General features: G+C 64.0%; 15 protein-coding genes. 5 read left to right on the forward strand and 10 right to left on the reverse strand.

The window, feature by feature from the left end:
- The 3 genes from QN397_RS25530 to nagZ all read left to right on the forward strand — a co-directional run.
- Window positions 1-290 (forward strand): pyridoxine 5'-phosphate synthase (locus QN397_RS25530; RefSeq protein WP_323502361.1); only part of this gene is annotated, 290 nt, incomplete at its 5' end.
- Window positions 291-303: 13 nt separating this feature from the next.
- On the forward strand, window positions 304-696 hold the full coding sequence (gene acpS / locus QN397_RS25535; protein ID WP_323496666.1) for a holo-ACP synthase: 393 nt from the start codon (window positions 304-306) through the stop codon (window positions 694-696).
- Window positions 693-1,766, forward strand: coding sequence for a beta-N-acetylhexosaminidase (gene nagZ, locus QN397_RS25540; RefSeq protein ID WP_323496665.1), 1,074 nt, complete (start codon window positions 693-695; stop codon window positions 1,764-1,766). The genes acpS and nagZ overlap by 4 nt, the downstream gene beginning before the upstream one ends.
- Before the next feature lie 2 nt (window positions 1,767-1,768).
- Here nagZ and QN397_RS25545 read toward each other — a convergent pair whose 3' ends face one another.
- The 4 genes from QN397_RS25545 to QN397_RS25560 all read right to left on the reverse strand — a co-directional run bounded on the left by QN397_RS25545 (window position 1,769) and on the right by QN397_RS25560 (window position 6,002).
- Window positions 1,769-2,278, reverse strand: a complete 510-nt coding sequence (locus QN397_RS25545; protein WP_323496664.1) for a M48 family metallopeptidase — start codon at window positions 2,276-2,278, stop codon at window positions 1,769-1,771.
- 29 nt (window positions 2,279-2,307) lie between these two features.
- Entirely contained in the window at window positions 2,308-3,588 is a 1,281-nt protein-coding gene (locus tag QN397_RS25550) for an Hsp70 family protein (protein WP_323496663.1), read from the reverse strand.
- Window positions 3,585-5,150, reverse strand: a complete 1,566-nt coding sequence (gene lysS / locus QN397_RS25555; RefSeq protein ID WP_323496662.1) for a lysine--tRNA ligase — start codon at window positions 5,148-5,150, stop codon at window positions 3,585-3,587. Before lysS ends, QN397_RS25550 begins: the two co-directional genes overlap by 4 nt.
- Window positions 5,151-5,354: 204 nt before the next feature.
- Complete coding sequence (locus QN397_RS25560) at window positions 5,355-6,002, reverse strand: LON peptidase substrate-binding domain-containing protein (protein WP_323496661.1); 648 nt, start codon at window positions 6,000-6,002, stop codon at window positions 5,355-5,357.
- Window positions 6,003-6,051: 49 nt separating this feature from the next.
- Between QN397_RS25560 and QN397_RS25565 the strand changes: the two genes are divergently transcribed.
- Window positions 6,052-6,612 (forward strand): YggT family protein, encoded by a 561-nt coding sequence (locus QN397_RS25565; RefSeq protein WP_323496660.1) that lies wholly within the window; start codon window positions 6,052-6,054, stop codon window positions 6,610-6,612.
- A gap of 19 nt (window positions 6,613-6,631) precedes the next feature.
- Here the strand turns inward: QN397_RS25565 and accD are convergent, their stop codons facing one another.
- The 6 genes from accD to QN397_RS25595 are packed head-to-tail and all read right to left on the reverse strand — an operon-like array spanning window position 6,632 to window position 12,467.
- Window positions 6,632-7,504 carry an acetyl-CoA carboxylase, carboxyltransferase subunit beta gene (gene accD, locus QN397_RS25570; RefSeq protein ID WP_187052711.1) on the reverse strand — a complete coding sequence of 291 codons (873 nt, stop codon included), beginning with the start codon at window positions 7,502-7,504 and terminating at the stop codon, window positions 6,632-6,634.
- Window positions 7,505-7,534: 30 nt separating this feature from the next.
- On the reverse strand, window positions 7,535-8,392 hold the full coding sequence (gene trpA / locus QN397_RS25575) for a tryptophan synthase subunit alpha (protein ID WP_323496659.1): 858 nt from the start codon (window positions 8,390-8,392) through the stop codon (window positions 7,535-7,537).
- The gene (gene trpB / locus QN397_RS25580) at window positions 8,389-9,669 is read right to left on the reverse strand and encodes a tryptophan synthase subunit beta (RefSeq protein WP_323496658.1); all 1,281 of its coding nucleotides are present in this window, start codon (window positions 9,667-9,669) and stop codon (window positions 8,389-8,391) included. The genes trpA and trpB overlap by 4 nt, the downstream gene beginning before the upstream one ends.
- Before the next feature lie 54 nt (window positions 9,670-9,723).
- Window positions 9,724-10,413, reverse strand: coding sequence for a phosphoribosylanthranilate isomerase (locus QN397_RS25585; protein ID WP_323496657.1), 690 nt, complete (start codon window positions 10,411-10,413; stop codon window positions 9,724-9,726).
- On the reverse strand, window positions 10,410-11,222 hold the full coding sequence (gene truA, locus QN397_RS25590) for a tRNA pseudouridine(38-40) synthase TruA (RefSeq protein ID WP_323496656.1): 813 nt from the start codon (window positions 11,220-11,222) through the stop codon (window positions 10,410-10,412). Before truA ends, QN397_RS25585 begins: the two co-directional genes overlap by 4 nt.
- 27 nt (window positions 11,223-11,249) lie before the next feature.
- Complete coding sequence (locus QN397_RS25595) at window positions 11,250-12,467, reverse strand: FimV/HubP family polar landmark protein (protein ID WP_323502363.1); 1,218 nt, start codon at window positions 12,465-12,467, stop codon at window positions 11,250-11,252.
- Between QN397_RS25595 and QN397_RS25600 the strand changes: the two genes are divergently transcribed.
- Window positions 12,451-12,758 (forward strand): hypothetical protein (locus tag QN397_RS25600; protein WP_323502364.1); only part of this gene is annotated, 308 nt, incomplete at its 3' end. The two genes, QN397_RS25595 and QN397_RS25600, sit on opposite strands and share 17 nt — an antisense overlap.

A 12,758-nucleotide genomic window follows, 5' to 3' on the forward strand; every position in this document is an offset into this window, starting at 1 on the left:
GCGCCGACCGCGTCGAGCTCTACACCGAAGGCTATGCCTCGTCGCGCGGCACTTCGCGCGCGGCTGGCGTGCTGCAGCTCTACGTCGATACGGCGCGCGCAGCGCAGGCGGTGGGGCTCGAAGTCAATGCCGGGCACGACCTGAACCGCGACAACCTGACCGACTTCTTGCGCGCGGTACGCGGTGTGCGCGAAGTGTCGATCGGCCATGCCTTCGTCGCAGACGCGCTCGAGCTCGGCTATACGTCCGCCACGCTGGAGTACCTGCGCTGCATCGCCGAGGCGAAGTGATCGTCGACGCCCCGTGATCTACGGCATCGGCACCGACATCTGCGATGTGCGCCGCATCGCGGCCACTTACGAGCGACAGGGCGAACGCTTTGCGCGTCGCGTGTTGAGCGACGCCGAGTTCGCTATCTGGCAAAGCCGGAGCGTTCGCTGGCCCAAGCGCGGCATCAGCTATCTCGCTACGCGCTTCTCTGCAAAGGAAGCCTTCAGCAAGGCCATCGGCACCGGCATGCGCATGCCGATGAGCTGGCGCCTCTGCGAGATCGCCAACCTGCGAAGCGGCAAGCCGGTGATCGTGCTGCACGGCGGCCTCAAGGACTGGTTCGAGGCCGAGGGGCTCACCGCCCATGTGACAGTCACCGACGAAACCGATTACGCCGCGAGCTTCGTGGTCGTGGAAAAAGCATGACCGACGCCATACATTCCCCTCTCATCATCGACGTGGCCGGCACCGAGCTGACAGCGGCCGACCATCGCCGGCTTGCCGACCCGCTCGTGGGAGGCGTCATCCATTTCGCGCGTAACTGGCACGACCGAGCGCAACTCACCGCCCTCAACGCCGACATCAAGGCGCTCCGACCCGATCTGCTGATCTGTGTCGACCACGAGGGCGGTCGCGTGCAGCGTTTTCGAACGGACGGATTTACCCGCCTGCCATCGATGCGCTCGCTTGGCGAAGCGTGGATGCGCGATCCGATGGAGGCGACGCGGCGGGCGTCGGCCGTTGGCTATGTGCTTGCGAGCGAACTGCGCGCCTGCGGCGTCGACTTCAGCTTCGCTCCTGTTCTGGACCTCGACTACGGCGAAAGCAGCGTCATCGGCGACCGCAGTTTTCATCGCGACCCGCGGGTGGTCGCCTTGCTGGCCAAGAGCGTCATGCATGGACTGCTGCAAGCCGGCATGGCCAACTGCGGCAAGCATTTCCCGGGGCATGGTTTCGTCAAGGCGGACTCGCACGTCGCGATCCCGATCGATCGGCGCAGCTTGAAGGCGATCCTTGCCGAGGACACGCGGCCGTTCGATTGGCTTGGCGGTGCGCTCGCTGCGGTGATGCCGGCGCACGTCATCTATCCGAAGGTCGACGCGCGCCCAGCCGGCTTCTCTGCGAAGTGGTTGCAGGACATCCTGCGCGGGAGGCTCGGCTTCGACGGCGCGGTCTTCAGCGACGACCTGAGCATGGAAGCGGCGCGCCGGATCGATGGCGAACTGCTGAGCTATGTCGATGCCGCATTGGCCGCGCTCGGTGCGGGCTGCGACTTGGCACTGTTGTGTAACCAGAGTGTGGGTGACGGAGCGCCACTGGATGAATTGCTGGGTGGGATGGCCGCTGCGCAAACGGATGGTCGCTGGCAACCGAGCGCTGCCGGAGAAGCGCGGAGGCGTGCGCTGCTACCGACGACGGCGGCGCTGCAGTGGGAGCACCTCACCAGCTCTCCAGGCTATCTGCGCGCGCGCGACTTGATCGCCAGCGCGGTCTGAGGTCAGGCGCCAGACAACCACAAGCGCGCCCCACCCGCATCCAGGTGGGTGAGGTACAGCCGCAGATCGAGCTCGAGCCGGTGATAGTCTGGCTCCATGTGCGTGCACAGTGCATAGAACGCCTTGTCGTGATCGCGCTCTTTCATGTGCGCGAGTTCGTGCACGACGATCATCCGCAACCACTCGATCGGCACTTCCTTGAACAGGCTCGACACGCGAATTTCGCGTTTGGCTTTGAGCTTTCCGCCTTGCACGCGCGAGATGGTGGTGTGCGTTCCGAGCGCGTTGCGGATGACATGCAGCTTGTTGTCGAACGCCACCTTCGACAGTGGTTCTGCCTTGCGCATGAACTCGCTCTTGAGATCGGTCACATAGTCGTAGAGCGCGCGGTCGGTTCGTACCTCGTGCACAGAAGGGTAGCGCTGTAGCAGCAAGGTGCCTAGGCTTCCATCGTCCAGGCGCTGCTGGACTTGCGCCAGCACGCCGGGTGAATAGCCCGCGAGGTATTTCATGCGGCGTTCATGTCGCAGTCATGCCGCAATCATGTCGATAGAGGCGCCCGCTGGCGCGCACGCGCCGCATACGCCAGGCCGGCTGCAACGCCGCCGAACAGGTCGCCTTCGATCATCTGAACGCCGGCAAAACTGCGGCGCAACGCGTGCTGAAACGGGCGCAGCGCAGACGAACCGCCTGTGAGGTAGATCGCATCGAGCTCGTTGCTTCGCAGCCCGGCCCGCTTGACGCAGGCGTGTGCGCAGGCGATCACCGTTTCGAGCGGCGCGGCGAGCTGCTGTTCCATGTCAGCCTGCGACAGCGTGGCGTGCAATGCCGCTTCAACGAACGACAGATCGATGTCGGTCGCCTCACCGCTGATCGAGGCGCGGATCTTGGCTTGCTCGACTTCGCTGGCGATGCGGTGACCGTAGCGCTCGTCGAGTACCGTCATCAGCCGCTCGTGCAAGTGCCGATTGCTGTAGTTCACCCGCAGAGACTGCGCCTGGCTCAATGCCTTCGGCGTTTGCAGCCAGTGGATGAGATGCCAGGACGACAAGTCGAAGAAGACTTTGCTCGGCACCTCGCGGCCGTCGGGCCCAAGATGACGAAAACCCAGCTCGGGCATCACGCGCTCGAGGTTGAGCCGTTGATCGAAATCCGTACCGCCGATGTGCACACCACTGGTAGCGAGCACATCGTCGCTGCGGTCGGCCCGTGCGATGCGATCGGGACCGACCCGGACGATAGTGAAGTCCGATGTGCCGCCGCCGATATCGACCACCAGCACGATCGACTCACGCGTCACGCGCTGCTCGTAGTCGAAGGCTGCAGCGATCGGTTCCAGTTGAAAGGCGACATCTCTAAAACCGGCCGAGCGGGCGGCGTGTCGCAAGCTGTCTTCGGCCTTGCGGTCGCGCTTGTCGTCGTCGTCGACGAAGTGCACCGGGCGCCCGATGACCACGCGCTCGGGGCGATGGCCGAGTTCGGCTTCGGCGCGCGATCCGAGCTCATGCAGAAAGCGCGCGATGATGTCCTGGAAGCTCAGCAGGCCGTCGTACACCGCAGTCGTTTCCTGCATCAGCGCGCTGCCGAGCAAGCTCTTCAATGAGCGCATCAGGCGGCCGTCGGTGCCGGCGAGATAGTGCGCCATGGCATCGCGACCGAAGTGGGTCGTGCGGTCTTCGGCATTGAAGAACAATGCGGTCGGCAACGTCGTCGCGTCGCCTTCGATCGGCAACAGACGTGCCGGCCCATCGCCAATCGCGCACGACACCGCCGAGTTCGACGTGCCGAAGTCGATGCCGATGGAGGTTGCGAGCGCGTTCAAGCCTCGCGCCGCAACGCCGGAAACAGGATGACGTCGCGGATGCTCGGCGAGTCGGTCAACAGCATCATGAAGCGGTCAATGCCGATGCCGCAACCGCCGGTCGGCGGCATGCCGTACTCGAGCGCCCGCACGAAGTCGTGGTCGTAGAACATCGCTTCGTCGTCGCCCGAGTCCTTGGCGGCGACCTGCGCGTTGAAGCGCGCCGCCTGGTCTTCGGCGTCGTTCAGCTCGCTGAAGCCGTTGCCGAACTCGCGACCGGTAATGTAGAGCTCGAAGCGCTCGGTCACTTCAGGTCGGTCGTCGTTGGCGCGTGCGAGAGGCGATATCTCGGTCGGGTGTTCCATGATGAAGGTCGGCTGCCAAAGCTTCTCTTCCACAGTTTCTTCGAAGTACATGACTTGCAGGCTGGCGAGGCTGCGCTGCGAGAGTTTGTTCTTGTCCTCGCTCAGACCGATCTTGCGCAGCGCATGGGTGAGCCAGGAGATGTCGTCGACGTTATCGCCTGCGTCGGTGTGTTTCTGGATGGCTTCGCGGATCGTCAAGCGCTCGAAGGGCTGGCTCAAGTCGACCGACTTGCCACCATAGCTCAACTGTTCGCTGCCGACGGTTTTCTTCGCGATGGTCCGGATGATGAGCTCGGTGAAGTCCATCAGGTCCTGGTAGTTCCAGTACGCCGCGTAGAACTCCATCATCGTGAACTCGGGGTTGTGCCGCACCGAGATGCCCTCGTTGCGGTAGCTCCGGTTGATCTCGAAGACGCGCTCGAAGCCGCCGACGATCAGCCGCTTCAGGTATAGCTCGGGCGCGATGCGCAAGAACATTTCCTGGTCGAGCGCGTTGTGGTGCGTCTTGAACGGCTTGGCGTTGGCACCGCCTGGAATCGGATGCAGCATCGGCGTTTCGACTTCGAGGAAATCGTTGGCGACCATGAATTCGCGCAATGCGCTGACGGCGCGGCTGCGCGCCTTGAAGCGGTCGCGCGCGGCTTCGTCGGTGATCAGGTCGACGTAGCGCTGGCGGTATTTCTGTTCCTGGTCGGCCATGCCGTGGAACTTGTCTGGTAGCGGGCGCAGGCTCTTGGTCAGCATGCGCAGCTTGCTCACCTTGACCGACAACTCGCCAGTCTTGGTTTTGAACATGGTGCCTTCGGCGCCGACGATGTCGCCCAAATCCCAGCGCTTGAAATCGGCATAGGCTTCTTCGCCGATGCCATCACGCGTCACGTACAGCTGGATGCGGCCGGTGGAATCCTGAACGGTCGCAAAACTTGCCTTGCCCATGACCCGCTTCAGCATCATGCGACCGGCCACACTGGCTGGCACGGCCTGCGCTTCGAGCGCATCGGGTTCGGTGAGGCCATGCGACGCCATCAGCGCCGATGCGCGATCGGCCGGCTTGAAGTCGTTGGGGAACGCGACGCCTTTGCCGGCGGCTTGGGCGCTGCGCATCAGGCCGAGCTTGTCGCGGCGTTCGGCAATGAGCTGGTTCTCGTCGACTGCGGGCGCGGTGACGGCGGCTGGCGCGACGGGCGTCGGCGTGGCGGGGATCAGATGGTCGGACATGGAGGCTGAGAGGCGAGGGCTGTGCGATGCAGAGATGCGAAGAAAGTAAAGAGTCGGGCGTGGCGCAGCAAGCGAATAGCTGAAGCAGATGCGATGGGAGCAGCGCCAGCGCGAAAGGCCAGAATTTTAGCCCAAGGTCCCTGCTGCGAATCGGGTCGAAACGGGCGCCGAATCTGCGTCGAGCGCTATCAAAAGAGTAGCAAGCTATTCAGCGATGCCGCTACGTGCGAGCAAATCACTGACCAATTCGAGTCGCATCAGCGGACTGTCCAGTTCCATCAAGCGCTGTTTGACGGTGGGCTGCACGGGCAGCAACTCGCACCAGCGGTTGGCGACCCAGCCGCAATCGTCGAAGCGGTAGGGTTTACCGATCGGCAACTGAACCTCTTCTTCGCCCTCGGCGGCGCGGCGCTCTTCCAGAGTGTTCACCAGCCGCTGCAATGCCATGGTCGTGTGCTGCAGGTCTTCAGGGATGGCGAGTGCCAGATCGTCGGGCACCGCTTCGACTTCGGCGGTCCAGAGGCCATGCTTTTGCAGCTCGGTGCCGATCACGCGAAACCGTTGTGTCCCGACGCATTCGATCTCCAGCAAGCCGCTTTGCGGCGTAGTCAGCTCTCGAATCGAAGCCAGCACGCCGGTCGATGCAAAACTCTCGGCGCCAGCGCCGGCCTTGCGGACTTCGCTGCCCTGGTTAAGGCTTACCACGCCAAAAGGCGTGCCCGCCTTGTGACACTTGCCGATCATGTCGAGGTAACGCACCTCGAAGATTCGCAGCGGAAGCAGGCCTCCAGGAAAAAGGACTGTGCCCAGCGGGAACAAAGGGAGAGAGAGCAGAAGGGGTTGTGTCGTCATCGATGCACCTTGCGTCGCTATCATCGCATTCCGCTCAAGACTTCGCGCCATGCTCTATCAGATCCCCTCGTTTTTGCTCGACGTCATCGTCGGCCTGCTCGGCGGCGCATGCCTGCTGCGTCTCTACATGCAGTATCACCGCGTGCCTTTCGGCAACCCGCTGGGGCGCTTCGTCTTCGCAGTAACCGACTGGATCGTGATGCCGCTGCGCCGCATCGTGCCGTCGTACAAGCGTTGGGACATCGCCAGCCCGATAGCGGCTTGGCTGTTGGTCATGGTGAAGTTCTTGCTGCTGTGGCTGCTGCTTGGAAACCTCAGCAAGATCACGGTATTGCCGCTGATTTCTCTGATCGGACTCGCGCAACTAGCGGTGTCGGGGCTGACCGCGTTGCTGGTCGTCTACGCGGTGCTGTCGTGGGTGCCAGGCGCCAATGCGATGCTGCTCGATCTCATTGCGCGCCTCGCCGAGCCTTTGGTACGGCCGTTACGCCGCTTCATTCCACTGATCGGCGGCGTCGATCTGTCGCCGCTCGTGGCGATCGTGCTGCTGCAGGTTGCGGCGATCCTGCTCGGCAATGCGATGGGCTGGGCCTGGATGCTGGGCCGCTAGCCAGCCCGATCGACAGCTTTTAAACGACCGCGTCCGCCGGCTGGCGCAGCAGCATGGCCAGCGTGCTGGCGATGGTCTTGCGCAGTTCGCGGCGGTCGCTGATGAAGTCGATCGCGCCTTTGGTCTGCAAGAACTCCGAGCGCTGAAAACCCTCCGGCAGCGTCACGCGAACCGTCGACTCGATGACGCGCGGCCCGGCAAAGCCGATCAGCGCCTTCGGCTCGGCAATCACCACATCTCCGACGAATGCGAAGCCAGCGGACACGCCGCCCATCGTGGGGTCGGTCAGCACGCTGATGTACGGCAAGCCCTTCTTGGCGAGTCGGGTGAGCGATGCATTGGTCTTGGCCATTTGCATCAGCGACAGCAGGCCTTCCTGCATGCGCGCGCCGCCGGTGGCGGTGAAGCAAATGAACGGCACTTTCTGCTCGATGGCCGTTTGCACGCCGCGCACGAAGCGCTCGCCGACGACGCTGCCCATGCTGCCGCCCATGAACTCGAACTCGAAGCAAGCCACCACCACGCTGATGCTGTGCACCGAGCCGCCCATGACCACGAGCGAATCGGTCTCGCCGGTGTTTTCAAGCGCTTCTTTCAGGCGCTCGGTGTACTTGCGGCTGTCCTTGAACTTGAGCGCATCGACGGGCAACACTTCCTGGCCGACTTCATAGCGGCCTTCAGCGTCGAGGAAGCTGTCGATCCGTGCGCGCGCGCCGATTCGAAAGTGATGGGTGCAACTCGGGCAGACATTCTGGTTGTGCTCGAGGTCGGTCTTGTAGAGCACCGTTTCGCAGCTCGGGCACTTGATCCAGAGCCCTTCGGGTACCTGGCGGCGCTCGCTCGGGTCGGTTTGCGCGATCTTCGCGGGTAGCAGTTTTTCAAGCCAGCTCATGATTCAGTCCTGGAGGGAAGCCAGACAAGATTATCGACCAGCCGAACCGCTGGCGGTCGTGGTCGTGGTCAAGGCGGGCAGGGCGTCAAGCGCATCGCGGATCCCTGCGAGAAATTCGCTGACCACAGGCACCACTCGTTCACGCGGCTGGGTCTCGATCAACTGGATGATCTTCGTGCCGATCACGACGGCATCCGCCGTAGCGCCGACCGCCTGTGCCGTGTGCGCGTCGCGAATGCCGAAGCCCACGCCGACCGGAATGCTCACGTGCTGGCGGATGCGCGGCAGCATCTTGCTGACAGCGTCCGTGTCGAGGTTGCCTGCGCCCGTCACACCCTTTAAAGAGACGTAGTAGACGTAGCCGCTTGCAATGCGAGCCACCTGCGCCATGCGCGCTTCGGTGCTCGTCGGTGCCAGCAAGAAGATCAGATCGATGCCGGCTGCCTGCAGTCGTGCCGCGAAGTCTTCGCACTCTTCGGGCGGGTAGTCGACGATAAGCAATCCATCGATGCCGGCCACCACTGCGTCGCGAATGAAGCTGCCAGCGCCGTGTACCAGGCCGTACTTTTCGACAGGGTTGGCGTAGCCCATCAGCACCACCGGCGTGATCGTGTCCTGCCTGCGGAAGGCGCTGACCATCGCCAACACCTGCTTCATGCCGACGCCTAAAGCGAGGGCAGCTTCGCCGGCCTTTTGAATGACCGGGCCATCGGCCATCGGATCGGAGAAGGGAACACCCAACTCGATCACGTCGGCGCCTGCTGCGACCATGCCGTGCATCAGCTCCGGCGTGACGTCGGCGAACGGAAAGCCGGCCGTGACGTACGGAATGAGCGCTCGGCGCCCATCTTTTTGGAGAGCAGCGAAGGTGGCGGCAATGCGGCTCATGCTTTGCCTCCTTTCACCTGAAAACCGCGCATCGAGGGTCGGTCGTAAAAGTCGACGCCTGCCAAGTCGGCCACCGTGCCGATGTCCTTGTCGCCGCGTCCCGAGAGGTTGACCAGAATCGACTGGTCGCTGCGCATCGTCTTGGCCAGCTTCATGGCGTAGGCCAGGGCATGGGCGGGCTCCAGCGCCGGAATGATGCCTTCGGTACGGCAAAGATAGTGGAAGGCTTCGAGTGCTTCGGTGTCGGTCACCCCGACGTATTCGGCGCGGCCGATGTCCGAAAGATAGGCGTGCTCTGGTCCTACGCCGGGATAGTCCAGGCCCGCGCTGATGCTGTGCGTTTCGGTCACCTGGCCGTCTTCGTTTTGCAGCAGGTAGGTTCGGTTGCCGTGCAGCACGCCGGGGCTGCCGCGCAGGATCGACGCCGAGTGCTTGCCACTGTCGAGGCCTTCGCCCGCGGCTTCGACACCGATGAGGCGCGTATTCGCGAACGGGATGTAAGGGTAGAAGATGCCCATCGCGTTGCTGCCGCCGCCGACGCAGGCCAGAACCACATCCGGTTGCTTGCCTTCAGCTTCTCCGGTCATTCCATCCGCAGCCAGCATGGCCGGCATCTGGCCGATGCACTCGGTGCCGATCACGCTCTGAAAGTCGCGCACCATCATCGGATAGGGGTGCGGTCCGGCCACCGTACCGATGATGTAGAAGGTATCGTCGACGTTGGCGACCCAGTCGCGCATGGCTTCGTTCAGCGCGTCTTTCAGTGTCTTGCTACCCGATTCGACCGGCACCACCGTGGCGCCGAGAAGGTTCATGCGGTAGACGTTGGGGCTCTGGCGCTGGACGTCGGCGCTGCCCATGTAGATCACGCATTCGAGGCCGTAGCGCGCGCAGATGGTCGCGGTCGCCACGCCGTGCTGGCCGGCGCCGGTCTCCGCAATGATGCGTGGCTTGCCCATGCGCCGGGCGAGCATCGCCTGGCCGATCACGTTGTTGATCTTGTGTGCGCCGGTGTGGTTCAGATCTTCGCGTTTCAGGTAGATCTGCGCGCCGCCCATTTCACGACTGGTGCGCGCGGCGTGGTAGATCGGCGATGGTCGCCCTACGAAGTGCTTCAGCTCGTAGTGGAACTCGGCAAGGAAGGCTGGATCGTCTTTGAACTTCGCGTACGCATCGCGCAATTCGGCGATGGCATGTGTGAGCGTCTCGCTCGCGAAACTTCCGCCGTAGATGCCGAAGTGGCCGGTGGCGTCAGGTTGCTGATAGGTGCTTTGCATGAAGGGTCTCGATCGGTTGGGCCGCGCCCGGCCTGTCGAGGCGGTGCGGCGGAATCAGGAAGCAGCGTCGGCGGCCCGGACGGCCGTCACGAAGTTGCGGATCTTGTCGGCGTCCTTGATGCCCTTGACGGTCATGCCGTCGGGTGCATCGGCTTCGACGCCGGAGCTCACATCAACGGACAGCGTTTTGCCGCATGTCCGCAACTGGCGAATGCCATCGCCCACGTTTGCAGGTGTGAGTCCACCACTCAAGACGAGGTGAGCGTCGACGGCGGGTGGAAGAAGTGACCAATCGAATGCCTTGCCGCCACCGCCGTAACCGTCGACATGCGCGTCGAGCAGGATGGCCTGGGCGTGAGAGAAATCGGAAGCGTATTTTACGAGGTCGAAGTCGATCCCGGCCAAGCCAAGGGGAATGCGGGCCGCGCGCATGAAGCGATAACGCCCCGTGCCACTCGACTCAAAACATCGCTGCGGCGTTTCGTCGCCGTGGAACTGCGCGATGGCACCCGGTACGGTAGCCAGTGCGGCGAGGGCTTGGGCTGGGTCTTCGTTGACGAAGAGCAGCACGGGCGTCACGAAGGGCGGCAGGCGCGATGCCAGCACTGCAGCGCGCTGCGGCGTTACCCCGCGTTGGCTTCCCGCGTACAGCACGAAGCCGACGGCGTCTGCGCCGGCGGCGACGGCTTCGTCGACGTCTTGCTCACGCGTGAGGCCACAGATCTTGATTCGGGTTCGGGTCATGGCGACTCATCATAGGGGCCGCCTCCTGGTTGTAAGGTGGCTTCGGCCGGCAGGCCCCACTTGGCGTCGTACAACGGTCCCACGAAGTACAAGCCGTCCGGGGAGAAGGTCGGTGCTGCGGCCATGCGGCTGCGCGCTTCGAGCACGGTCAGCATCCATTCGGGTTTTTCGTCGCCGCGCCCGATGCGCACGAGGCAGCCCATCAGGTTGCGAATCATGTGGTGTAGGAAGGCGTCGGCCTCGAACTCGAAGTGCCATCGGCAACGCTCGCTTTCGCCATGGCGCGTGATGACGATACGGCGCATGTCCTTGACGGGCGATCGCGCCTGGCAGGACGAGGCGCGAAACGAGGTGAAATCGTGTGAGCCGAGCAGCAGCGCGGCTGCAGCACGCATCGCGTTGCCGTCGAGCGGGTACATCGACCAGCCGACGCGGCCCGAATCCAGGCTGGGCCGCACCGGAGACTGCGAGAGCACGTAGAGATAGCGGCGAGCCACGGCATTCGCGCGGCAATGGAAAGCGTCGGGCACCGGATGCGCCCATTGCACCGCGATGTCAGAAGGCAGGAAGCGGTTGGTGCCGCGCACCCAGGACACCAGTTCGCGCTCGACTTCGGTGTCGAAATGCACGACCTGCATCAGTGCGTGGACGCCGGTGTCGGTGCGGCCGGCGCACAAAGTCGAAATTCGCTTGCCGGCCAATTTACCGAGCGCTGTTTCGAGCTTGTCCTGCACCGTGCGGCCAGAGAGTTGGCTTTGCCAGCCTTCATAGGCTTGGCCGTTATAGCGAACGCCGAGGGCCAGTCTCACGACACGATCATCGGCCCGCGCCAGCACTCAATGGAGTTGGGCGAGCAGATGCTTGGCCTGCGACTTGAGTTCGCCCGAGCTCTCGGATTCGACTTCTTCGACCAGCGAGCGCGCACCTTCGACGTCGCCGAGCGCCTGCAGTTCGCGGGCCAGCGACAGCTTGACCGCATGCGGGCTTTCGCCGCCTTCGTCGAGCGGTTCTAGGCGACCGGGTTCGGTGTCGCTCGGCGCGCGGTGCAAACCGGCGAGCGAGCTCATGTCGAACTCGATGAAGCCCGAGTCGCCCGGCAGTCCAGCGCGCAAGGTGGCGGGCTGCGTGTGCTCGTCGTCGAGGCCAACGGCTCGGGTCACCGGCTCCAGGGCACCTGGCGCGGTATCAAAGTCATTTTCAAGATCGAGCACATCGCGGTGGCTGAACGGTGCCGGCGCCGTGGTGGCCGCCGGCTTTCCGCGCGATGTGTCGTTCAGGCTCGGCAAGAACGGCATGGCGACCGGGCTCAGCGAAGGCGCCGAAACCGACGGCAAGCTGGCACTGACGGGTGCTGCCACAGGCTTGGGTGCCGGCGGCTTGCTCAGGTCGAGGTCGAAGTCCAGCGGTGCGACGGATGGGACGAAGGCGGGCGGCGGAGCCACTGCGGGCGCAGCAGATGTCGGTGCCTTGACGATCGGCAATGTGATCTCGTTATCGCTGAGCGGCTGCGGCGTGGTGTCTGCCAGCGGAACGCTGCGCACGCCGGCTTCGTACAGAGGATTGCCCGGATCGAGTTCCTTGCCCATCTCGACGACGCGGTTCCAGTCGTTGCCGGTGCCCCCGGTCAGCTTGTGCACGTCGGTCGCCAGCGCTTCGTAGGCGCGCAGGTCGCGTCGCTTGGCGTGGATTTCAAGCAGCTTGAGGTGAATGGCCGCGCGTTCCGGATTCACGCGAAGGGCTTCGCGCAAAATTTCTTCGGCTTGCAAATCGCGGCCGTAGGCGAGGTAAACATCGGCTTCCGCAACCGGATCGACGTCGCCTGCATCGAGCTGACTCGGCGAATACGAGAGCGACGACACCACCGAGTTGCCGCGGTTCTTGGTGTCGACCGACTCGCCGCCGCTGGCGCCGAAGAACGAGTCTTTCGGCATGCGGCTCTCGAGAAACACGCTGTCGCCCGCGTCTTGCCGTTTGCGGCCTAGCACGCGATAAAGAATGAACGCGATAAGCAGCGCGATCAGTGCAGCAGCCCCGAGCATGAGCGGGCTGTCCATCAGCTCGGCGAAGAAGCCGCGCTCGACTGGCGCAGCAGCGGGCGGCGTGGCCTTGGCAACAGGCACTGCCGGTGTAGGGGTCGTGGCGGCCGGAGTCGGGGGCGCGGTGGTCGATGCAGTCGTTGGGTTTGCGGTCGGCGTCGCTGGCGCGGTTGCTGCCGGCGTCGCGGCAACTGCGGGGGCGGGCGCAGCAGCGGGCGCGGGGGACGGAGCAGGCAAAGCAGTAGCTGCCGGGGTCGGTGCCGCTGCAGGTGCCGCTGCAGGTGCAGGTGCAGGTGCTGCGGGTGCCCC

The sequence above is a fragment of the Variovorax sp. RTB1 genome (assembly GCF_035018765.1).
In the GTDB taxonomy this organism is placed as follows: Bacteria; Pseudomonadota; Gammaproteobacteria; order Burkholderiales; family Burkholderiaceae_C; genus Variovorax.